Origin of the sequence: Arthrobacter sp. DNA4 (assembly GCF_024362385.1) — a bacterium.
Classification (GTDB): Bacteria; Actinomycetota; Actinomycetes; order Actinomycetales; family Micrococcaceae; genus Arthrobacter.
In genome coordinates, this window is the sequence record NZ_CP101466.1 from 1,091,654 (window position 1) to 1,111,787 (window position 20,134).

Here is a 20,134-nt window from a genome sequence, read left to right on the forward strand (position 1 = left end):
CCGCTATACCGCGTGAGGCCCTGTCCGGGGCGGCGCGTCCTTGTTCAGCGTCAGGCCTGCGATGATCGCGCCGGTCAGGAGGAGTATGAACGGCGTTTGGAGAATTGAACCCAGAAGTGCGTACCCCGAGTCCGCAATAGGTCTTGACGCCGCAATGAGGCAGGCAATGTCCATAGCCAGGGCCATCACGTAGCCGGCGACGAAAATGACCATCACCGCAGGCGGCCGGAAACCCTTGGTAAAGGCCCGCACTGCCGAGTCGTAGGCCACGAATTTCAGGCCGATGAAGATCGGCGTGAAGGTCAGCAGGTCCACGATATGCACATTGTCCGGGAATCTGCGCAGCGGCACGTTCGCGGCGCCTTGGTAGACGCCCTCGGAAAAGAACCACCGGGTGCCCAGGTGGATCCCGATCAACAGGGCCGACAGCAGCCCGTACCGCAGCCATGTTCCACGCCGTGTCATCCCCATCGCCCAGTATGGCTGTGCGTGCCATGTGGGTTTCAAGGCAGTTGCCGCAAACTTGAGGTGCCGGCGGGGGTGCAGGCCGTTCATGCTCTTCCCCGGACGGCCTGCAGATGGCAGATTGTTCCTTGGCACCGGGATAACCGGGGACGAAAAGACTCGCTTAGGGGCAGCCACGGCTCACGCCGAGAACCAGATCACCATCAGCCGTTCGCCCGACGAGGTTTACATGTTCCTGGCCGACGGGTTGAACAACACGGCGTGGCGTGCAGGCGTTCAGTCCATCTCGCTGAAGAGCGGTACTGCCGGAATGCCCGGCGCGGTGTACAGGCAGACGCTGAGCGGACCGGGCGGCCGGGCCATCGACGGCGACTACGAGATCATCGCCGCCGAACCCGGCAGGCTCCTCGGCTTCCAAGTGGTGGCCGGTCCTGCCCGCCCCTCCGGCGCCTACCACCTCGCGCCATCCGACGGCGGGACAACGGTCCGCTTCACCCTGGACCTGCAACCCAAGGGACTGATGAAACTCGCTGGGCCGATGGTCCAGCGCACCATGGACCAGGAGGTCGCCCAGCTGGCAAAGCTGAAAACAGTCCTCGAGGCACGGTAGGCACGGGCGGGTTTCGCCGGCGGGCCCAAGCCGCGCGGGACTAACACCGGCAGGGATGGACTTCCGCGTCATGAATCACGACGGCGGCACGCGGCAGGGTGCCGTCGGCATGGGGTTCGTGCGGCAGACTTGGGGGTGCTCCCCAACGAAAGCAGGACCACGTGATCACTCTCCAGCAGGACGCCGACGGCTTCGTCCGCATGAACCGCCATTACCCGGCCAGTGTCCGGATCCGGATTGCCTTCAACGACGGCAGCAGCGGCGAGTTTTCGGGCCGGACCCTCAACAACGCCTACGACGCCGCGCTTGCCGAGTTCCGCGCCCAGAACGGTCTCGACGCGAAGGGCTTTAACCGGACCCCGGCAGGCCGGACCAACTCAGGCAACAAACTGGATTTTGTTCCCGTGCACCCGGGCATGGGGGAGTAGCCGGAGCCGCATTACGGAAGCGGCAAGCCTGAGGGTGGTCACTCGGTAAGGGCATCGGCATGCCGGTGCGCAACCTTCCACTTGCCGTCCTCGCGCAGGTAAACCTGTGTGGCCCGGAGCGTGAGGCCTGCGGGCTCGCCGTCCCGTCGGAACGAGATGCGTTCGATGCCGGCGGTAGGCCACGTCCCCGCATGCCTGCAACTCGAACTCCCATGGGGTGCAGTCGGAAACGCTGTCCTCCAGGTACCTGAAGGTAAGTCCTCGCGGTCACTCATGCGTCAAGGTACGCGCGCCGTGCGGGCCCGGCAGGGGGGAAGCGCCGGTGCAGTAACCCGTGGTTACGCCTGCTCCGCGCTGTCCTGGTGGGCCGCCACCACGAAGTGTTCCACCCGCCGGTCCGGAACCAGCCAGATCAGCGCGACGATGGTGAAGACCGCGACTCCCAGCAGCGGCTGGACCAGGGTGAGGGCAATGCCGGTGAGGTAGATCAGCGGAGAAGCCTTGCCCTTCCAGTCTTTCCCCACGGCCTGGGCAAGCGCCCCATCTTTGCCCTGCACTGCGATCAGCCGCCGCTCCAGGATGAAGTAGGCGATCGCGGCGCACAGCAGGTTGACGCCGTACAGCAGCACGGGGACCTGCAGGAAACCGGACTCGTCCATCCACCGGGTGGTGAACGGGAACAGGGACAGCCAGAACAGCAGGTGGAGGTTGGCCCAGAGGATACCGCCGCTCACCCGGCTGGCGAGGTGGATCATGTGGTGGTGGTTGTTCCAGTAGATCCCCACGTACACGAAGCTCAGGAGGTAGGTGAAGATCGTGGGCAGGATGGCGGCGACGCCTGCCCACGTGGGTTCCTCGGGCGTGTGCAGTTCCAGCACCATGATGGTGATGATGATCGCTAGTACGCCGTCGCTGAAAGCCTCGAGCCGATTTTTGTTCACCCGAACATCATGCACGCAAACTCACGTGGCCAGGGTGTCAAACCACTGCCGGCCTCCCGGCGCCGCCGTCTGCGCTGGCCAGTAGCCGGTTACGAGCCGCTTGAGATTCGAGAACTGGCGGGTCTGCATGACCCAGTGCGACGGTTCCAGGATGGCTGCGCTCATGATGGGTTGAAGCCACGTGGGCCGCAGGGCCCAGTAGCCGCTGACCACCAGCCGGGTTCGCTCCTCGGGCAGGCTGCGCACGTCGAATCCCCAGAGGGAGTCGGTGTAAAAACGCGGCCGTGTCCCCGCCGGATCGAAGGGACGCCCCCGCAGATCGAGGGACATGCGGAGACCCAAAAACCGCTCCGGTTCAAGGGCCGCGACCTCCCACCACTCGCTGCCATCCGGCTTGGCGGCCAAATGCTGGCCGAGGGCGATGTCCTGCCACTCGGGATGGATGCTTTCAGCGCTGCGCCGCCCAAAGTTGTCGAGACGGTCCCAGCTGTACCAGCCTGCGCGGTCTGTGCCCATCTGCACCAACCAAGGCCATACGCGGGATGGGGGTGCATCGATGGTCACGGCCATGGTCGCGCTTCGGGAGCTGTCCGGAATCAGGTCTGCGCCCGGGTATGGCTCCTGGACTTCGTCGGGGGTAGCACCCCAGCGGAGCAGGCGGGGCCGCACAATGGACAGGTAAGCGGCTACACAGCAGGCCGCCGCACCCCCTGCCACTATTGCGCCCCTGCCTGTGCGGTGTGTCATCGTGCCCTCCCTTCATGCCCAGGATTCAGGTCGTCCAGGGAAGGCGCCCCGGAGCCAGCGGCGGCACCGGCGGTGGCCTCGATGGTGACCGTCCCCGCGTCGCCGTCCACGCTCACCTTCTGTCCACCGGCCAGCCGCTGCGTCGCCACCCCCGTGCCCAGGACGGCCGGGATGCCGTACTCGCGGGCCACGATGGAGCTGTGGCTCAGCGGCCCGCCCACATCGGTGACTACCGCGGAGGCCATCGCGAACAACGGCGTCCAGGCCGGAGTGGTCATGCGTGCCACCAGCACCTCGCCGGGCTGCATCGAGCCGAAGTCCTCCGGACCCCGCAGCACCCGGGCAGGTGCAGTTACCCGGCCGGAACTCGCGCCCGCGCCCTTGATCACGTCGCCGGACTGGTGCTGCGGTCCCGCCGGCATCATCGAGCCGAAGGCCTTCTCCATCCACGCTTTTTGCGGCAGCATCTGCGGGGCGTCGGCCTTCGCCTGGCCGCGCCACAGCATCCTGCGTTCCTCGACGGCGGCGGCACGGACCGGCCGCGACGCACCGGCCAGGGAAACATTTGCCTCCACGTCCGCGAGCCCAAACTCCACCGCACTCTGAAGTTCCTGGAAGCGCAGCCAGAACACGTCGTCGGGCGCGGCGATGACTCCTGACAGCACCAGCCGCCGGCCGAGTTCCCGCAGTATCCGCCGCAGCAGCGGCCAGGCGAGTCCAACGTCGGCCAGGGCGTCCTCACGCACCGGCGCCGTCTCCTGCGCCCACTTCAGCACCCGGAGGAACAGTGCCCGGCGCCGCGGACCCAGGCGCGAAGCCACCTCCCGGATCAGTGCCTCCCGGCGCTCGGTCAGCAGCCGCTGCCGCTCATGCGGGTCGGTGCCCTGCCCGCGGAGGTAGAACTTCACCGTTTCCAGCTGCGCGGACGGGTTGTCCGCCGGCACCGGGGTGGCGAAGTCCAGGTTGTAGACCGCGTGCCCGTAGAGGTCCAGATGTTCCTGGAAGGTGAACCGCCATTCCTGCCACAAAACGTCCTCCACGCCCTCCGGCGCGGAACCTGTCCGCAGGCACTCGGCAAGTTCCGGCGTCGGCCGTTCCAGCAACGCCTTCACCAGCGAAGGATCGCTGCGCGCCCAGCCCGCGAGGTCGTACAGGGACTTTTCCGCCCGGATGGGCTCGCTGTCAAAGCCCAGCAGGAACTCCTGGGCAGGGGGATCGCCGTCCCGCCGGACGGCCTTGTAGACGGCGCGGAAGGAGAGTTCGCTCATGTCGGCCATCGGAATGATGGACTGCACGGCCGTGTAGTACACGGTTCCGGCGTCCAGGAGGGCCTGCACGCCCGCGAGCAGCTGCTCTCCGGAAAGTTCTGTTGGTGGTTTCGCCGACCAGTCCTTGATGATGCGTTCGTAGCGCGGATGCGAGTAGTCGCGCCAGCCCGCGACGCCCATATGCGCCTTGCCACCGAACAGTGCCCCCATGGTAAGCACCGTCCTGCCCGTCATCCGCAGCATGGGCCAGGTGCGGTAGTAGTAGTAGGCGTAGCCGTTGACGGTGGGGAAGCGGACGTCGCCCTCGCGGAGGGAGCCCGGCCCCAGCGCCTGGTTCATCAGGGCGGACAGCGAGCGGGTCACTGAGCCGTCGACGAGGTCGGCGAAGAGCGGGGTGAGCGGCTCCGGCATTTGCTCCACGATGCTCGCCCGGAAGTAGAGGCCCTTGGGGTAGGGGACATGCCATTCCGTAGGGACGTCCGCCGCGGGTTCGGGCAGCGCGGTGATGGGCCGGGACTGGAGCAGGAAGAACCTCCCGTCCGCCCTGGCCCACTCGATGTCCTGCGGGGCTCCGAAGTGGTCAGCAATCCGCTGGCCCTGTGCGGCGAGCTCGGCCGCCGCGGCATCGTCCAGGACCGGCGCACGACGGCGGTCTTCCGCGACTTTTTCCTCGACCGTTCCGTTGTCCGAGGATACGGTCATGAGTTCCTTGTCGGCTGTCTGCCGCGTGAGGACTTTGCCCGTGTGGGTGTCCACGGTCAGGTCGTCGGTGGTGACCTGCCCGCTGACCACGGCCTCGCCCAGGCCCCAGGCCGCGCTGATCACCGTCTGGTCGCGGCGGCCGTTCGAGGGGTTGGCCGTGAACATCACCCCGGCCGCCTCGGCCTCCACCATCTGCTGGATGACGACGGCGAGGCGCACCTGGCCGGGCAGCACGCCTTCGCGGGCACGGTAGGCCATGGCGCGCGCCGTCCAGAGGGAGGCCCAGCAGTTAATGACGGCCATGGCCAGGGCGTCCAGGCCGCGGATGTTGAGGTAGCTTTCCTGCTGCCCAGCGAAGCTGGCGGAGGCGAGGTCCTCGGCGGTGGCGGAGGAGCGGACCGACACGGCGGTGTCCCCGCCGCCGAGGCGCTCATAGGCGGACTCGAGTTCGGCTTGGATGGCGGCAGGCATGGTGCCTTTGTGGAACAGGGTCCGGATCAGCGCGGACGCATGCTCGTACTCCTGCGGCGACGCATCAGGTGGCAGTGCGGCCAACTCCTGGATGGCCGCATCGAGGTTGTTTTCGGCGGTGAAATCCGCGTACGCGGCGGTGGTGAGGACCACCCCCGGCGGGACCGGCAGCCCGGCCTGGATGAGGCCGCCGAGGCCCACGGCCTTGCCGCCCGCCCCGGCGATGTCGCTCCGGTCCACGTCGCCCAGGTCCATGACGTAGGTCATGACGGTGCTCCCTTACTGTCCATCGCCGTCGGCCGTTTCCAAAGCACTGCCGCCAGGACCGCAACCCAGAGCAGGAACGCCCCGATGCTGATGCGCTCGCCGACGCCCAAGACGAGGTTCGGTCCCGGGGCTGCCATAAACGCGACCATACCCATGAGCGCTGACATTGCGAGCGAGACGATCGAGTAGGCGCGCATCCCGCCGTGGAATCCTGCCGCGACAAAGCACATGGCGGCGACCATGAGGCCGAGCTGCACGTTGGTGGCCACGATGTGCGCCGGGATGGACGTGTCGTCGCCGAGGCGCAGCGGGAAAAGTGCGCCCATGATGTTCCAGAGCCCGTAGGCGGTGAGCAGACCGGCGCCGATGCGCAGGGCCCTGTGCCCGCGGACCGAGGTCCAGACGCCCAGTCCGAACGCGGTGAACAAGACCGTGTAGAGCCAGGTGAGCGGGGCCACGACCTGGTAGCCGGGGGAGCCGACGGCCAAAAGTTCGCTCACCATCTGTTCGGTGCGCCGGTAGCCGGCCCATTGGGACGCCGCAATGCCGTCGGTGAACACCACGTAGAGCAGTGATGACAGCGGCCCGGCCGCGAGGAGGGCGATGCGCAGGGTTTCCTTGCCGCGGCTTTCGAACGGGACAGCCGGTCTTTGCCCGGGGAGTCGTCCTCCTGCAATTGACATCTTGGAATGTCCTCAGAGCCCGCACTCCAGCAACCGGTAGGCGCAGGGCACGCGGGCGGAAGCCTGGACGCCTACCTGTTCCAGCGTCTGCCCAGCGCGGATGCATGCCTAGGGCCGAACGGCCTTGGGGGCTGCGGTAGGGCAGGAACGCTGACCCCTATTCCTGTTATTGGGTATCCGGGAATCTTGACTGCACCCAGCCCCGGGAATACGTTCCGCCTTATCGGCGCCGGTCCCGGCAAACCACGGAATGAGGCGCCGGCGGACAGGCCAGGAGGAAAGACCATGCCGAAGTATCTGTTTGAAGCAACGTACGTGGGCCAGGGCATCAAGGGGCTCATGCAGGAAGGCGGTACCGCGCGGCGTGACGCCCTGACGGAAGCCCTGAAGTCTGTGGGAGGCACGCTGGAAAGCTTCTACTACGCCTTTGGGTACTACGACGTCCTGGGCGTTTTTGAGATTCCGGACGATGCCAGCGCCGCAGCGCTGTCACTGCTGATCAATTCGTCGGGGACCGTCAACGTCCGGCTGAAGCCGCTCCTTACCGTGGAGGACCTCGACGCGGCCGCCAAGAAGACCCCGTCCTACCGGGCGCCGGGACAGTAGGGGAGTGACGCGCCTGGCCGGCGGGCCGCCGTCGGAAATTACGACGGCGGCCTCCCGCCGCGTGGGCGAATTACTGCGGACACTGCCTGGCGGCGAGAAGCGCGAGATCGTAGATCAGCTGCTGGACTTCGCGCTCGCGGCCGCTGACCCTTGGGACCGGCGTCTGGGAGGGCGCGGTTCCTTTGCGCGGTGGTGCCGGAACGGGGCGGTGCGCTGCGGAATTACTTGGGCTGCCGGGTCCCGCGTTGCGGGCTCCGTCAGTGATATTGCCTTGAAATGCGTCCGTCGTGAGCAAGATATTTCCCCCTGGTCGAACCTGTGACCACCTTAGGAAGCGGCATCTGCATTCGGAAGGGCTTTTGTCCATTGAGGGGATTTATTGCCTCAATCTTGATCGAAACCTGTAGTAGGGGAGCGGCAGTCAGGAAATCCATGTCCTGCTGTTACGCGTTGCCTGCACCTTGCCCGGTGTCCTCCCACAGGACATCCAGGTTGTGGAAAATCACGGGCCCGTCGCACAGCTCGGCCATCCGGGCAGCGAACTCGGACGTCTCCGGCCGGTCGGAATTCTCCATGGCCGAGTCAAAGGAATCGAAGTCCACGATCGTGAAGTAGTGCCCAGGATGGTCCCGGTCAGCGGTGGCAATGATGTGGCGGAAGGTGGGCGGAGTGGTTCCCTCGGTTCGGGAAGGGCGGCCCAGCTCTTCGATCTCCTTGATGCGGGAGGACGTGAATTCGATGATCTGCACAAACCCGGCCATGATGGCTCCTCGACGGCGGTGGACGCTGATGCGCATCACGCTAGACCCGGTGGCGGCCTGCGCACAGGGGGAAAATTACCCTACTTCCCCCGCCGAAAGCGTGCCGCGCGGCAGATCAATCGGCCAGCGACGAGGAGCGGCGGGCCCTGGGCAGGGGACCCGCCGCTGCCCGTCAGCGGTTGGCGCCCAGTGCCGCCCAGGCCTTGTTCCGGCGGTCGGCAAGGTCCCTGCGGGCCGCCAGGGCATCAGCCAGGCTGACAGCGGCAAACCGGGTCGCCGTTCCGGGCGCCGCCCGGGCCACCAGGTCCATGTCAGCGCTGATCACGGTGCCCACCATCGCGTAGCCGCCGCCGGAGACGGCATCGCGGTGCAGGATGATCGGCTGGGTGCCACCGGGAATCTGGATAGATCCCACGGCATACCCCGCATCCACGATGTTGGAAGGGTCCGTGCCGGCGCCGAACGGCTGTTCGCGCTCCTTCCATTTCACCCCCGGTCCCGAGTAGCGCAGACCCATCCGGTCGGCCACGGGCGTCACTTTCCACTCCTCGTTGAGGAGATTGCCCAGGCCTTCCTCGGTCAGGCGGTGGTCGTACAACCCCAGCACAATCCGGACTTCCTGCTCCTTGGCGAAAACAGGCCGGAATTCATCCGGGACGCTTTCGGCCTGGGGGAGTCTTCCCCCGTTGAGGGGAGCGCCCACGGGGACAACGTCGCCCGCTTCAAGCTTGCGGCCCTTGAATCCGCCGATGGCGCCCAGGCTGTACGTGGACCGGCTGCCCAGCACCTCCGGGACGTCGATGCCGCCCTGGACCGCGATGTAGTAGCGGGTGCCGCCCTGGATCACGCCGAAGGAAAGCTGGTCCCCGGCCTTCAGCAGCAGGCGGCTCCACTGCGGCCGCGGCTCCCCGTTGACCTTCACCTCCACAGGGGCTCCGGTGACGGCAATAACGGCGTCGCTGTCGGTGGTCAGCGCCGGGCCCAGGTAGGTGCACTCCAGGACCGCTTCGCGTGCGGTGTTTCCCACCAGGGCGTTTCCCAGCTCGGCCGAGTACTGGTCCATGGAACCGCTTTGCGGGATGCCCACGTTGTAGTGGCCCGTGCGCCCCTGGTCCTGGACCGTGGTGGCCAGGCCCGGGTTTCCAATTTCAAATGCCATTGAGGGCCTCCATGAGTTCACGGTTGTAGCCTTCCGGGTCGGCCAGCGCCCTGGACAGCTCGAACGTCACCGGCGCCTGCCGGTAGCGGAAGGTGCCGGCGGAGATCTCCGCCTGGATGGCGTTGTATTCCGCCTCCGTGACCGGCTTGAACTTCACGATGTCCCCCGGGCGGAAGAACACCATGAAGTCCTTGAAGTCCGCCAGGGCCTGGTCGGGATCAAATATGGGGGCGGCGGCCACGCCGAACATCTGGTACCCGCCGGCGCCGCGGACGGAGTAGATGCAGCCGAAGCATCCACCATGCCCCACGGTCAGTTTGGGGGTGTCGGTCCGCGGGCTCAGGTACTTCGGGACCTCCAGCTGCTTCTCGCGGTCCACCAGCTGGAACAGGAACGGCAGCCCGGCCACGAAGCCAACCATGGATACCAGCCACGGCTGTTCGTGGTGCCGCTGGATGAACTCCGCGGCGTCCTTGAGGTGGTTGACCTTGGCCGCGTAGTCGATGTCGCTGCCTTCGGGCTCCTGGTGGAACCCTTCGCGGAACCGCTGTGCCACTTCCGCGGTGAACGGGTCCTCGTACCAGACGGGGACTTCAACGATCCGGGTCTCCAGTGCCCGTTCCTGGTGGGACGTCAGGTCCCGCTCGATGTCGCGCACGGCAGTTTCCAGCTGCTCAGGAGGCAGGACGTCCGGATCGAAGCGCACCAGCAGGGATGCGTTGGCCGGGCAGATATCCACGATTCCCGCGAGCCCGGCGTCGGATAGCCTGCCGGCGATGGACATGACCTTGAAGTTCGCGGGCAGGCTCATGGCCTCGGAGACTTCCACGAACAGGAATTCGTCCCCGCCCCAGGTGTAGCGCGCACCCGGGAGGACGGCGGCTTCGGTGGTCATTTTGCCCCCATGAGGTCGGCTGCGGTTTCAATGAACTTGGAGTGGTGGCTGACCTCTGCGAATTCGGGCCGGGCCAGTAGTGCCAGGTGCACGGGGACCGTGGTCTTGACCCCTTCGATGTGTGTTGCCTCCAAAGCCGCCACGGTGGCCGCGATGGCGGCATCCCGGTCCGGTGCGTGGACTGCCAGTTTGGCCAGGAGGGAGTCGTAGTAGGGGCTCACCACCGAGCCTGCTTCCACCCCGGTGTCCACCCGGATGCCCTCACCCGATGGCCAGTCCAGGGACCGGATGGTTCCCGGGCTGGGGAAGAAGTGGTGGTTGGGGTCTTCCGCGTTGATGCGGCATTCGATGGCGTGGCCGCTGAAGTGCACGTCGTCCTGGGAAAGGGTCATGGCTCCGGTGGAGGCAATCAGGAGCTGCTCGCGGACCAGGTCCACGCCGGTGATCTGCTCGGTGATGGGGTGCTCAACCTGGATGCGGGTGTTCATTTCAATGAATGCGGCTTCGTGGTTGACGGGGTCGTACAGGAACTCCACGGTGCCCGCTCCGTGGTAGCCGCACTGGCGGGCAAGGGCCACGGAGGATTCCCTGATGGTGGCGCGGACGGTGTCCGGGAGGTTGGGGGCGGGGGCTTCCTCCAGTACTTTCTGGGATCGGCGCTGCATGGAACAGTCGCGGTCTCCGAGGTGGATGAAGTTGGTCCCGTCGCCCAGGACCTGCACCTCCACGTGGCGGGCATGCTCCACGAACCGTTCCAGGTAGACGGTGGGGTCGCCGAAGACGGCGGCGGCCTCGCCCCTGGCCATCTCGATGGTTTCCAGGAGCTCGCTTTCGTCGTGCACGAACCGGATGCCCCGGCCGCCGCCGCCGGCGGATGCCTTCACCACCAGCGGGTAGCCTATGCCTCGAGCGATGTCGACGGCGTCGGCCTCCGGATCAAGGGGGCCGTCAGACCCCTTGAGCACCGGGACGCCGGCGTTGGCTGCCGCTTCCCGGGCCAGGGATTTGTTGCCCATCATGGCGATGGTGTCCGCATTCGGGCCTACCCAGGTGAGGCCGGCGTCGGCCACCTTCCGGGCGAAGTCGGCGTTCTCGGAGAGGAAGCCGTAGCCCGGGTGCACGGCGTCGCACCCCTGTTCCCGGGCGGCGGTGACCAGGGCGTCCTGGTTCAGGTAGCTGGCGGCGGCCTGGGCCGGGCCCACCACCACGTAGTGGTCGGCTGACCGGGCTGCCAGCGATTCGGCGTCGGGCTCGCTGACTCCCAGGACGGTTTCGATGCCCATTTCGCGGGCGGTCCGGGCGATCCGCACGGCGATCTCGCCGCGGTTTGCTATGAACAGTTTCATGGGCTGCCTTTATCCTTCCCGGATGACGACGATGGAGTCGCCCGGGTTGACCATGTCGCCTTCGTTGACTTCAAAGGATTCCAGGGTTCCGGCGACGTCGGACTGGATCTCGGTGAACTGCTTCATGATTTCCACGATGCCGATGGTCTGGCCGACTTCGATGGTGTCGCCTTCGTTGGCGAATGGGGGTTTGCCCGGCCCGGGCTTGCGGTAGAAGACTCCGGGAAGGGGTGAAACTATCGTGGCCATGTGCTGCTCGCTTTCAGGAGTGGGTGGATCGGGATGAGTCGAGTGCCTTGCGGACGGCGGAGGCGACGGCGACGGCGTTGGGTGCATCCGAGTGGACGCAGATGCTCTGGAAGGCGATGTTCAGGGGAGTGCCGTCGACGGCGGGCACGGGCCCGCCTGCCACAGCCCGGCTGACGCGTTCCGCGGCGGCGTCCGGGTCGGTGGGTGCGGGGCGTCGCTGGATGAGGAGCTCGCCGCCGGGGCCGTAGTTGAGGTCCACGTAGAGCTCCGCGACGAAGTCCACGCCCATGGCGCGGCACACGGATTCATGGGCGGTCCCGGCCAGGCCGTAGAACGGAACACCGAACTGTTTGGCGGTTCCGGCCGCTGCCTGCATGAGGTCTTCGTCGCCGGCGAGCATGCCGTAGAGCGCGCCGTGGGGTTTGATGTGGTTCAGGGACAGCCCGTTCTTCGCCAGGAAGGCAGTCAGCGCCCCGGTCTGGTAGAGGATGATGGACTCGACCTCCTCGGGGGTGAGCACCATGCGGCGGCGGCCGAACCCCATGGGATCGGGGAGCCCGGGGTGGGCGCCCACGGCCACACCGTGTTCGGCGGCCATGGCCACCGTCCGGTTCATGACGTCCGGGTCCCCGGCGTGGTAGCCGCAGGCGACGTTGGCGACGTCGATGATTTCCATGAGGGCGGCGTCGTTGCCGAACTCGTGCAAGCCGAAGCCTTCACCCATGTCCGAATTCAGGAGCACCTGGGCAGGCGTGGTTTCCGTCACGTTTTTTTGCATGCAGGCAACGGTACAGAGGCGGGGACCCGGCCGGAATTGGGCGGATCGCCGAATGTGGCCACGCAGATTATGCTTTTTGCACTAACCAGGAGGGCCTGCCATGCGTGTTGCCGATCTCGCCGCGGATTCCGCGCTGAACATCCGCCTTGCCGTGCCCGGAAGTCCGGGACGCCTGGCCCGGCCCATCGCCTGGTGCGCCCCCACGGAGCACATGGACCCCACGCCCTTCCTCAGCGTCAACGCGCTGCTGCTCACCAATGGGATGGGCCTGAACGTCAAGGACTACCGGATCTGGGATGCCTACGTGGAGCGGCTGATGTCCGTGCCCGTCTCGGGACTGGTCTTCGGCCTGGGCGCAGCGCACCGGGAACTGCCGCCGGGGCTGGTGAAGGCCTGCGAAGCGCATGGCCTTCCGCTGCTTGAACTGCCTCCGGAGGTGCCGTTCATTCAGGTGATGCGGCACGTGGATCAACTTATCGCCGCCGAACGCTATGCCGAGCTGCGCGCGGGGTGGGACCTGGCGGATGAGTGCACCAGGCTGGCGGCGGGCGGCCACTCGCTGGCGCAGGTCCTGGAACGGGTGGCCACGACCATCCGGGCGCGGGTGGCGGTCCTTGACCACAACGGGTTTGAACTCATGGCGGTAGGTACGGCCGGGGGCGGAACGGCCCGGACCATCCTGAGCCTGCCCAGCGGCGGAATCCTCCGGTTCAGGCTGGCCATCGAGGGAATCAAGAGCAGCCTGGTGCTGCAACCGCTGCTGGGGCCGGTGGCCGCGGTGATTGCCATGCAGCTGAGCTACACCCTGGGGTCCCGGTCGCCCCTGCATTCGCGGGAAGCTGCCCGGTTGATCGAGGCGCTCTATGAGGCCAGGGGGACTCCGGCGCCGACCCTGCGGCGCTACGCGGCGGAGGCCGGGTTCGAGCCGGACAGGGAGTGGGGAGTCGTGCTGATCGGCGGTGCGGGGGAGGTTGCACCGGCCAAGCTGCGGACCATCGCCTGGCGGGTGCGGGTGGGCCTGCAGGCTGAATTCGGGACCGTGCGGTTCATGGAGGAGGCCGGCCTCACCACGGTGCTGGTGCAGCGCGGGGAAGCGGGGATGGAACTCATGGACGCCGTCCAAAAGTCCTTCCAGGACGCGCCGGAACTGTCCGCCGTCGTCTCCGGGTGCGGGAACCTGGACGAACTGCCGCTGGTGCTCCAGCTGGCCCGCCGCCGGGTGGGCGAGCCGGGGCTCCATCAGGCGCCGGTCGCTGACCTGGCCGGCGTGGTGGAGGGCCTGCCCGGCGCCGGGCTGGTGGCCATGTCCCGGCGGCTCCTGGCCCCGTTGATGTCCGACGGCGGCACGGCCTTGCGCGAAACGCTTGAGGTCTACCTGCGGTACAGCGGGAATACCCGCGAGACATGCAGGGAGCTCTTCATCCACCGCAACACCCTGACGTACAGGTTGCGCAAGATTGAGGAGCTTCTCCGGGTGGACCTGGACGACGGCGAAGTGCGGGCCACCTGCCTGCTGGCACTGCGGATCGTCGCCGCCGGAACCTAGTTGGCCGCCATTTCCGCGGGCGCCCTGGCGGCGCTGCTTTCGCGGACGAACAGGGTGGGTTCCAGCTGTACGGCTTCGGGCTTTTCGCCCCGGAGCACGGCCTGGATGAGCTGCACCGCCGTCCGTCCAATGTCCGCCATCGGGGAGTGGACCGAGGTCAGGGGAATGGGAAGCTCGGCGGCCAGGGAGGTGTCGTTGTAGCCCACCACGGCCACGTCCTGTCCTACGGCGAGGCCCCGGGAGCGCAGGGCTCCCATCGCTCCGATGGCGGCGAAGTCGTTGACCGCGAAGATGGCGGTGGGGCGCGGCTTGCCGCTGGCGAGGATCTTGTCCCCGGCTTCCCGGCCGCCGGCGGTATCGAACTTGGACCAGACCACGTCGTCGTCGGAGATAGTGCCGCCAAGGGACCGCCAGCGGTTCAGGAACCCGGCGGTGCGGTCGACGGCGGTGCTTGCGTAGGGCTCGCCGGCGATCACCGCCACCTGCCGGTGGCCCATCTCCCAGAGGTGGCTGGCCACAAGTTCACCGCCGACGACGTCGTCGCAGGTGGCGGACGGGTAGCCCGGCACCCGGCGGTTCATCAGCACGAACGGGACCTTCCGGTCCGTCAGTTCCTGCAGGAGGCCGCCGTCAAGGTGGGCGTCGCCAATGATCAGGCCGTCCACCCGCCGGGCCAGCATGAGGTCGATCTTCCGCCGCTGTTCGTCGGGGTCATCGCGGGAGTTCATTACGAACGCGGAGTACCCCACCTCGGCTGAGGCTTCGTCGATGCCCTCGTACATGATGGCCAGGACCAGGTCCGAAAGGCGGGGGACGATGACGCCGAGCAGTTTTGTGCGGCGGGTACGGAGGCTGGCGGCCTGGGGATCGGGGGAGTAGCCGAGCTTGCGGGCCAGTTCACGGACGCGTTCGGCGGTGGCGGCAGAGGCCGCTCCCTTGGCCACGTCGGAACCGGAGTGCAGGACCCTGGAGACGGTGGACGGATGGACGCCCAGCTCCCGAGCCAAATCCTTCAGCGTGACTGTTCCGCCGCCGTCGGCCTTTTCTTTCATGTCCTTCTCCTGCCCACCGGGGCCACTGTAGCCCAGGTCCGCCCGCGGTGCCCGGAAGGGCACCAAGGCAACCCTTGACGTGATCCGCTTCACATCCTATAGTCGTTCATCAGCGCTACCCAAACGTTTGGGTAGTTGCGCATCCCGAACCTTCCCCGGCACCCCTACCCCCGGCGCCGCCCCTCGTGTCCATCGCAAATGCCCGTTCTGCGGAAAGTTACCCAATCGATTGGGCTGCGGATTGCGCAGCAAACCACCGGAGCTGAAATGACTGTTACCGACTCCCACGTCGTGCTGCTGGCTACCGGAGGCACCATCTCGTCGCGTTCTTCCCAGGCCGGCGGCGCGGTCGCCTCCGATACCGGCGAGCAGGTGTTCAAAGCCCTCGGCCCGCGGGTGTCCCACCCTGTCCGGGTGCTCGACGTGTTCCAGAAGGGGTCCTACCTCCTGACGTTCGACGACATGCTGAGGATCTGCGCCACCATCCAGGAAGTCCTCAAGGACCCCAACGTCCTGGGCGTGGTGGTCACCCACGGCACGGACACCATGGAGGAGACCGCCTACCTCGCGGACCTGACGCACGCCGACGAGCGGCCGGTGGTGTTCACCGGCTCGCAGCGCGCCGCTGACTCCGACGCTCCCGACGGGCCGGACAACCTGGCCCGGGCCATCGCCGTCGCCGGTTCGAAGGACGGGCGGGGCAAGGGCGTCATGGTCCACTTTGCCGGCACCATCTACCCGGCCGCCGGCGTCCGGAAAAGCCAAACTCTTCGGCTGGATGCCTTTGCAAACCCCGATTTCGGGGTACTTGGCCAGGTATCAGCCCAGGGAGAAGTTGCCATGGACGGCAGCGGCGGCAGGCTCGAGGCCCTGCCCCTGCCCCAGCCGGGCGGCGGCTCCCCGCGGGTGGACCTGGTTGCCGCCTACCCCGGCGCCGACTCCACCCTGATGCACGCCGCCCTTGAAGCAGGAGCGGAAGGCATCGTCCTGCAAGGAACCGGAAGCGGCAATGCAAACGCCAGCCTCTGCGCAGAGGTGGCCGCCGCCGTCGCGTCCGGCGCCGTGGTGGTCACCAGCACCCGCGTGGACGCGGGACCGGTGGTGCCCATCTACGGGGCCGGCGGCGGTGGCGAGGACCTGCGCGTTGCCGGTGCCATCAGCTCCGGCCACCTCCGGCCGTCACAGTCGCTGATCCTGCTCAGCCTCCTGCTCAGGATCAATCCTGACCGGGACCGGATCACCGAAATTTTTGCCCAACGAGGGAGGCCCCCTGAACCTTCCGCCTGACACCCAGAACATCCCGGTTTTGAACGAATTGAAAGGAAAATCTCATGGCTAAGGACATTCAAGTCGCCTTCGGCGTGGACGTAGACGCAGTGGCAGGCATGCTCGGCTCCTACGGAGGAGAGGACTCCCCGTGCGACATCAGCCGCGGCCTGTTCAGCGGTGAAGTCGGCGGACCCCGGCTGATCCGGTTGTTCCAGAAATACAATCTCCCGGCAACCTGGTTCGTGCCGGGCCACTCGATCGAAACCTTCCCGGAACTGACGCAGATGATCGTGGATGCCGGACACGAGATCGGCGTGCACGGATATTCGCACGAGAACCCGATCGCCATGACCCGGGAGCAGGAGACCGCCATCCTGGACCGCGCGATCGAACTGATCGAAAAGGTGTCCGGCCGCCGGCCCACCGGCTACGTTGCGCCGTGGTGGGAATTCTCGCCGGTCACCAACGAGATCCTCCTGGAGCGCGGCATCAAGTACGACCACTCCCTGATGCACCGCGACTTCGAGCCGTACTACGTCCGGGTAGGGGACTCCTGGAAGAAGATCGACTACACCAAGGACGCCCAGACCTGGATGGAGCCGTTGAAGCGCGGGCAGGAAACGGACCTGGTGGAAATCCCGGCCAACTGGTACCTCGATGACCTGCCTCCGATGATGTTCATCAAGGCATCCCCGAACTCGCACGGGTTCGTCAACCCCCGCGACATCGAAGAGATGTGGCGGGACCAATTCGACTGGGTCTACCGCGAAATGGACCAGGCCGTCTTCACCATGACCATCCACCCGGACGTCTCCGGCCGCCCGCAGGTGCTCCTCATGCTTGAGCGGCTCATCGAACACATCAACTCCCATGAGGGCGTCACCTGGTGCACCTTCGACCAGATCGCCGACTCTTTCCTTTCCCGCAGCCCCCGTAAGGACAACAAGTCATGAGCATCCAAGAACCGGTTGTCGACCTGTCGCAGCCCCGCCCGGACGAGAAGCGCCGCTTCCCGGTCTTTTCCAAGCGCCACACCACCACCGCTACCGTGCTTGCCCTGCTGGCCTGGACCGTGGCCGTCTTCGACTACGGCCTGTTCGGCACCCTGCTGCCGGCCATGCAGCAGGAATTCGGCTGGTCTGCCCCCGAGGCGTACGCCATCAACACCTGGATCGCCGTCGGCACCGCCATCGTCTGCTTCGGCATCGGGCCGGTCATTGACCGCCTGGGCCGCCGCAAAGGCATGATGACCACCATTGGCGGGACCGCCGTCGTCTCCGGCCTCACGGCACTGATCCCCACGGGGATCCCGTTCTTCAGCAACGCCATGCTGGTGGTGGTCCGTTCGTTCGGCGGCCTCGGATTCTCCGAGCAGGCCGTGAACGCCACCTACATGAACGAGGTGTACCAGGTCACCGAAGTCGCGGACAAGCGCAAGCGGCCCGGCTTCCACTACTCCTTCATCCAGGGCGGCTGGCCGCTCGGCTTCCTGCTGGCCAGCGCACTGGCCCTGGCCTTCCTGCCCTCCCTTGGGTGGCGTGCCCTGTACCTGATGGCCACCGTCCCGGCCGCCGTGATCGTCTGGGTCATCGCCCGGAAGCTCAAGGAAACGCCCCAGTTCGAACTGCACCACAAGCTGACCGAGCTGGAAAAGCACGGCAAGACTGAAGACGCGCACTCCCTGGCCCACGCGTACGGCGTCGAGCACTCCTCGGCAGCGCCACTCAAGCGCATCTGGGAGCCGCACCTGCGCCGGAACACCTTTGTCTTCTCGCTCGCGTGGATTGTGAACTTCTTCGGTATCACCATCTTCAGCGTTCTGGGCAGCTCGGTGCTCAAGAACGCGAAGGGCGTGGAACTCTCGGACGCGTTCTGGATGCTGATCGTCATCAACCTGCTGGCCTACTTCGGTTACGTGTTCCACGGCTGGCTGGGTGACAAGATCGGCCGAAAGCGGACCATCATTGGCGGCTGGATCCTCTCGGGCATCTCCTTCTCCATCATGCTCAGCCCCATCGCCACCAGCCCGTTCATGATCATCCTGACCTACGGCGCCGGCCTGTTCTTCCTGGTAGGTCCGTACGCGGCCATCCAGTACTTCATGGCCGAGTGCTACCCGGTGAGCTGCCGGGCCACCGGAACCGCCTTCATCGGCGCCATGAGCCAGCCCGGAACCATCCTCGGCGGTGCCATCTTCACGGCCATCGCCGCCGGTGCCGGCACCGGCACCGCAGCCCTGTGGGTCGGTGCCCTGGGAACCCTGGTCTCCGGGCTCCTGATGATCGCCGCCAAGCCCCCTGCTGAAGCCCTGATGGAGGACCACCCCCATGACGTCGCCTAACAGAGTCGCCATCATCACCGGTGCCGCCAGCGGCATCGGCCGTGCCCTCGCCGTCCACTACGCGCGCCAGGGGGTGGTGTCCGTCATCGGCACCTTCCCGGGCGATCCCCACGATCCGGAGGAAACCCTCCGGCTGGTCAAGGAGGCGAACGGTGAGGCGGTGATCCACGAGGTGGACGTCCGCACCACCGCCTCCGTGGATGCCCTGGCCCAGCGGGCCGTGGACGAGTACGGGCGGCTGGACTACGCCATCGCCAACGCGGGCATCCTCCGCAATTCCCCGCTGGGGGAGATGACGGATGAGCGCTGGCACGACATGCTCAACGTGGACCTCACCGGCGTGCTGCGCACGCTGCGGGCCGGGGCGGAGAGAATGACCGACGGCGGCGCGCTGGTTGCGGTCTCGTCCATCGCCGGCGGGGTGTACGGATGGGAGGAACACGCCCACTATGCCGCGGCCAAGGCAGGGGTGCTGGGCCTGGTCCGCAGCGTGGCCGTGGAACTCGGCCCGCGGCAGATCCGCGCCAACGCCGTGATCCCGGGCCTCATCGAAACCCCACAGTCCCTGGACCCGGTGAATTCCCTGGGTCCCGAGGGGCTGCAGCGGGCCGGGAATGACATCCCCTGGGGCCGGGTGGGCAAACCGGAGGAAGTGGCCAGCGTGATCGGGTTCCTCACCTCTGACGAGTCCCGCTACATCACGGGCCAGGCGCTGGTGGTTGACGGCGGACTCACCGTGAAGATGCGCGCCTGATGGCGCCCCGACAGCCGCCTCACAACGAAAGGACACCATGAACACATCGACTGCTGACCAAGCTTCCGGAAACGCCCAACCCTCGAACGGCCGCCGGGTGGTGGTCACCGGCGGTTCCAGCGGGATCGGCAAAGCCATCGCAGAGGCCTTCCTGGCCAACGGGGACCGGGTGGCCGTGCTGGACCGGGCCGGCGGGGATGGCGCCATCCGCGTGGACGTGGCCGATGAAGCCAGCGTGCGGGCGGCCTTCGCCGAGGCCCGGGAGAGGCTGGGCGGCATCGACGTCCTGGTCAACAGTGCGGGCCTGCTGACGGAGTCCCCGCTGGAGGACATGTCCCTGGCCATGTGGAACGAGACCCTCACGGTGGACCTGACCGGTGTGTTCCTGTGCTGCCGGGAGGTGGTGGGGGAGATGCGGCAGCGCAAGTGGGGCCGCATCATCAACATCGCCTCCCAACTGGCCATCAAGGGCGGTGTGGGGCTGACGCATTACAGTGCGGCCAAAGCCGGCGTCGTGGGCCTGTCCAAAGCCCTGGCCCTGGAAACGGCGGCGGACAATGTGCTGGTCAACTGCATCGCCCCCGGGCCCATCGAGACGCCGCTGGTGGAGGGCATCTCGGAAAGCTGGAAGGCCGCGAAGCGCGCCGAGCTGCCGCTGGGAAGGTTCGGCACGCCGGAGGAGGTGGCGCCCGCCGCAGTGCTGCTGGCCAGCGACCCCGGGGGAAACCTGTTCGTCGGGCAGACGCTGGGGCCCAACTCCGGCGACGTGATGCCGTAAGGAAAGGGAACAACATGT

The 20,134-nt window shown here is 66.8% G+C and carries 21 protein-coding genes; 9 read left to right on the forward strand and 12 right to left on the reverse strand.

All coding sequences use genetic code 11. The features are described 5' to 3' along the window. Nucleotides 1-3: 3 nt before the first annotated feature. Entirely contained in the window at nt 4-465 is a 462-nt protein-coding gene (locus tag NMQ03_RS05160) for a hypothetical protein (protein ID WP_255174679.1), read from the reverse strand. An 88-nt stretch (nt 466-553) separates the two neighbouring features. Here NMQ03_RS05160 and NMQ03_RS05165 point away from each other — a divergent pair, with 88 nt between their 5' ends. Both NMQ03_RS05165 and NMQ03_RS05170 read left to right on the forward strand, forming a co-directional pair. Then, nucleotides 554-1,075, forward strand: coding sequence for an SRPBCC family protein (locus tag NMQ03_RS05165; RefSeq protein ID WP_255174680.1), 522 nt, complete (start codon nt 554-556; stop codon nt 1,073-1,075). A gap of 161 nt (nt 1,076-1,236) precedes the next feature. After that, on the forward strand, nt 1,237-1,503 hold the full coding sequence (locus NMQ03_RS05170) for a hypothetical protein (protein WP_255174681.1): 267 nt from the start codon (nt 1,237-1,239) through the stop codon (nt 1,501-1,503). A 338-nt stretch (nt 1,504-1,841) separates the two neighbouring features. On the opposite strand, the gene NMQ03_RS05180 is transcribed toward NMQ03_RS05170, so the two are convergent. The 4 genes from NMQ03_RS05180 to NMQ03_RS05195 are packed head-to-tail and all read right to left on the reverse strand — an operon-like array spanning nt 1,842 to nt 6,582. Continuing rightward, nucleotides 1,842-2,444, reverse strand: a complete 603-nt coding sequence (locus NMQ03_RS05180; protein WP_255174683.1) for a TMEM175 family protein — start codon at nt 2,442-2,444, stop codon at nt 1,842-1,844. Between the two features lie 21 nt (nt 2,445-2,465). Further along, nucleotides 2,466-3,191 carry a hypothetical protein gene (locus NMQ03_RS05185; RefSeq protein ID WP_255174684.1) on the reverse strand — a complete coding sequence of 242 codons (726 nt, stop codon included), beginning with the start codon at nt 3,189-3,191 and terminating at the stop codon, nt 2,466-2,468. Then, nucleotides 3,188-5,899: a PEP/pyruvate-binding domain-containing protein gene (locus tag NMQ03_RS05190; protein ID WP_255174685.1), complete on the reverse strand. Its 2,712-nt coding sequence runs from the start codon at nt 5,897-5,899 to the stop codon at nt 3,188-3,190. Before NMQ03_RS05190 ends, NMQ03_RS05185 begins: the two co-directional genes overlap by 4 nt. Then, the gene (locus tag NMQ03_RS05195) at nt 5,896-6,582 is read right to left on the reverse strand and encodes a DUF998 domain-containing protein (RefSeq protein WP_255174686.1); all 687 of its coding nucleotides are present in this window, start codon (nt 6,580-6,582) and stop codon (nt 5,896-5,898) included. Before NMQ03_RS05195 ends, NMQ03_RS05190 begins: the two co-directional genes overlap by 4 nt. A gap of 285 nt (nt 6,583-6,867) precedes the next feature. Between NMQ03_RS05195 and NMQ03_RS05200 the strand changes: the two genes are divergently transcribed. After that, on the forward strand, nt 6,868-7,188 hold the full coding sequence (locus NMQ03_RS05200) for a GYD domain-containing protein (protein ID WP_159632709.1): 321 nt from the start codon (nt 6,868-6,870) through the stop codon (nt 7,186-7,188). Nucleotides 7,189-7,631: 443 nt separating this feature from the next. On the opposite strand, the gene NMQ03_RS05205 is transcribed toward NMQ03_RS05200, so the two are convergent. The 6 genes from NMQ03_RS05205 to pxpA all read right to left on the reverse strand — a co-directional run bounded on the left by NMQ03_RS05205 (nt 7,632) and on the right by pxpA (nt 12,376). Then, entirely contained in the window at nt 7,632-7,949 is a 318-nt protein-coding gene (locus tag NMQ03_RS05205; protein WP_255174687.1) for a hypothetical protein, read from the reverse strand. A 172-nt stretch (nt 7,950-8,121) separates the two neighbouring features. Continuing rightward, a complete protein-coding gene (locus NMQ03_RS05210) occupies nt 8,122-9,108 on the reverse strand; it encodes a biotin-dependent carboxyltransferase family protein (protein ID WP_255174688.1) in 987 nt (328 codons plus the stop codon). Then, complete coding sequence (locus NMQ03_RS05215; protein WP_255174689.1) at nt 9,098-10,003, reverse strand: allophanate hydrolase subunit 1; 906 nt, start codon at nt 10,001-10,003, stop codon at nt 9,098-9,100. Before NMQ03_RS05215 ends, NMQ03_RS05210 begins: the two co-directional genes overlap by 11 nt. Next, nucleotides 10,000-11,349: an acetyl/propionyl/methylcrotonyl-CoA carboxylase subunit alpha gene (locus NMQ03_RS05220; protein WP_255174690.1), complete on the reverse strand. Its 1,350-nt coding sequence runs from the start codon at nt 11,347-11,349 to the stop codon at nt 10,000-10,002. Before NMQ03_RS05220 ends, NMQ03_RS05215 begins: the two co-directional genes overlap by 4 nt. Nucleotides 11,350-11,358: 9 nt before the next feature. Then, nucleotides 11,359-11,598 (reverse strand): acetyl-CoA carboxylase, encoded by a 240-nt coding sequence (locus NMQ03_RS05225; RefSeq protein ID WP_018770516.1) that lies wholly within the window; start codon nt 11,596-11,598, stop codon nt 11,359-11,361. 13 nt (nt 11,599-11,611) lie between these two features. Beyond that, nucleotides 11,612-12,376: a 5-oxoprolinase subunit PxpA gene (gene pxpA / locus NMQ03_RS05230; RefSeq protein WP_255174691.1), complete on the reverse strand. Its 765-nt coding sequence runs from the start codon at nt 12,374-12,376 to the stop codon at nt 11,612-11,614. Nucleotides 12,377-12,476: 100 nt separating this feature from the next. Here pxpA and NMQ03_RS05235 point away from each other — a divergent pair, with 100 nt between their 5' ends. Further along, nucleotides 12,477-13,922: a helix-turn-helix domain-containing protein gene (locus tag NMQ03_RS05235; protein ID WP_255174692.1), complete on the forward strand. Its 1,446-nt coding sequence runs from the start codon at nt 12,477-12,479 to the stop codon at nt 13,920-13,922. Here NMQ03_RS05235 and NMQ03_RS05240 read toward each other — a convergent pair. Next, on the reverse strand, nt 13,919-14,974 hold the full coding sequence (locus tag NMQ03_RS05240; protein WP_255174693.1) for a LacI family DNA-binding transcriptional regulator: 1,056 nt from the start codon (nt 14,972-14,974) through the stop codon (nt 13,919-13,921). The two genes, NMQ03_RS05235 and NMQ03_RS05240, sit on opposite strands and share 4 nt — an antisense overlap. Nucleotides 14,975-15,241: 267 nt before the next feature. On the opposite strand from NMQ03_RS05240, the gene NMQ03_RS05245 reads away from it, so the two are divergent. From NMQ03_RS05245 to NMQ03_RS05265, 5 genes are read left to right on the forward strand one after another with little or no spacing between them, the layout of a single operon-like run. Then, the gene (locus tag NMQ03_RS05245) at nt 15,242-16,261 is read left to right on the forward strand and encodes an asparaginase (RefSeq protein ID WP_255174694.1); all 1,020 of its coding nucleotides are present in this window, start codon (nt 15,242-15,244) and stop codon (nt 16,259-16,261) included. Nucleotides 16,262-16,305: 44 nt separating this feature from the next. Beyond that, on the forward strand, nt 16,306-17,196 hold the full coding sequence (locus NMQ03_RS05250) for a polysaccharide deacetylase (protein WP_255174695.1): 891 nt from the start codon (nt 16,306-16,308) through the stop codon (nt 17,194-17,196). Continuing rightward, nucleotides 17,193-18,584 (forward strand): MFS transporter, encoded by a 1,392-nt coding sequence (locus NMQ03_RS05255; RefSeq protein ID WP_159632693.1) that lies wholly within the window; start codon nt 17,193-17,195, stop codon nt 18,582-18,584. Before NMQ03_RS05250 ends, NMQ03_RS05255 begins: the two co-directional genes overlap by 4 nt. Beyond that, nucleotides 18,571-19,338 carry an SDR family NAD(P)-dependent oxidoreductase gene (locus NMQ03_RS05260; RefSeq protein ID WP_255174696.1) on the forward strand — a complete coding sequence of 256 codons (768 nt, stop codon included), beginning with the start codon at nt 18,571-18,573 and terminating at the stop codon, nt 19,336-19,338. The genes NMQ03_RS05255 and NMQ03_RS05260 overlap by 14 nt, the downstream gene beginning before the upstream one ends. Nucleotides 19,339-19,375: 37 nt before the next feature. Further along, entirely contained in the window at nt 19,376-20,116 is a 741-nt protein-coding gene (locus tag NMQ03_RS05265) for an SDR family NAD(P)-dependent oxidoreductase (RefSeq protein WP_255174697.1), read from the forward strand. Nucleotides 20,117-20,134: the final 18 nt, after the last annotated feature.

What these genes read in the sequence shown, in the direction of transcription:
- NMQ03_RS05260 (WP_255174696.1), top strand. Translation starts at nt 18,571, where the DNA reads ATGACGTCGCCTAACAGAGTCGCCATCATCACCGGTGCCGCCAGCGGC.
- NMQ03_RS05215 (WP_255174689.1), bottom strand. Translation starts at nt 10,003, where the DNA reads ATGACCACCGAAGCCGCCGTCCTCCCGGGTGCGCGCTACACCTGGGGC.
- NMQ03_RS05250 (WP_255174695.1), top strand. Translation starts at nt 16,306, where the DNA reads ATGGCTAAGGACATTCAAGTCGCCTTCGGCGTGGACGTAGACGCAGTG.
- NMQ03_RS05165 (WP_255174680.1), top strand. Translation starts at nt 554, where the DNA reads ATGCTCTTCCCCGGACGGCCTGCAGATGGCAGATTGTTCCTTGGCACC.
- NMQ03_RS05195 (WP_255174686.1), bottom strand. Translation starts at nt 6,582, where the DNA reads ATGTCAATTGCAGGAGGACGACTCCCCGGGCAAAGACCGGCTGTCCCG.
- NMQ03_RS05185 (WP_255174684.1), bottom strand. Translation starts at nt 3,191, where the DNA reads ATGACACACCGCACAGGCAGGGGCGCAATAGTGGCAGGGGGTGCGGCG.
- NMQ03_RS05210 (WP_255174688.1), bottom strand. Translation starts at nt 9,108, where the DNA reads ATGGCATTTGAAATTGGAAACCCGGGCCTGGCCACCACGGTCCAGGAC.
- NMQ03_RS05265 (WP_255174697.1), top strand. Translation starts at nt 19,376, where the DNA reads ATGAACACATCGACTGCTGACCAAGCTTCCGGAAACGCCCAACCCTCG.
- NMQ03_RS05190 (WP_255174685.1), bottom strand. Translation starts at nt 5,899, where the DNA reads ATGACCTACGTCATGGACCTGGGCGACGTGGACCGGAGCGACATCGCC.
- NMQ03_RS05220 (WP_255174690.1), bottom strand. Translation starts at nt 11,349, where the DNA reads ATGAAACTGTTCATAGCAAACCGCGGCGAGATCGCCGTGCGGATCGCC.
- NMQ03_RS05235 (WP_255174692.1), top strand. Translation starts at nt 12,477, where the DNA reads ATGCGTGTTGCCGATCTCGCCGCGGATTCCGCGCTGAACATCCGCCTT.
- NMQ03_RS05240 (WP_255174693.1), bottom strand. Translation starts at nt 14,974, where the DNA reads ATGAAAGAAAAGGCCGACGGCGGCGGAACAGTCACGCTGAAGGATTTG.
- NMQ03_RS05200 (WP_159632709.1), top strand. Translation starts at nt 6,868, where the DNA reads ATGCCGAAGTATCTGTTTGAAGCAACGTACGTGGGCCAGGGCATCAAG.
- pxpA (WP_255174691.1), bottom strand. Translation starts at nt 12,376, where the DNA reads ATGCAAAAAAACGTGACGGAAACCACGCCTGCCCAGGTGCTCCTGAAT.
- NMQ03_RS05255 (WP_159632693.1), top strand. Translation starts at nt 17,193, where the DNA reads ATGAGCATCCAAGAACCGGTTGTCGACCTGTCGCAGCCCCGCCCGGAC.
- NMQ03_RS05225 (WP_018770516.1), bottom strand. Translation starts at nt 11,598, where the DNA reads ATGGCCACGATAGTTTCACCCCTTCCCGGAGTCTTCTACCGCAAGCCC.
- NMQ03_RS05160 (WP_255174679.1), bottom strand. Translation starts at nt 465, where the DNA reads ATGACACGGCGTGGAACATGGCTGCGGTACGGGCTGCTGTCGGCCCTG.
- NMQ03_RS05205 (WP_255174687.1), bottom strand. Translation starts at nt 7,949, where the DNA reads ATGGCCGGGTTTGTGCAGATCATCGAATTCACGTCCTCCCGCATCAAG.
- NMQ03_RS05245 (WP_255174694.1), top strand. Translation starts at nt 15,242, where the DNA reads ATGACTGTTACCGACTCCCACGTCGTGCTGCTGGCTACCGGAGGCACC.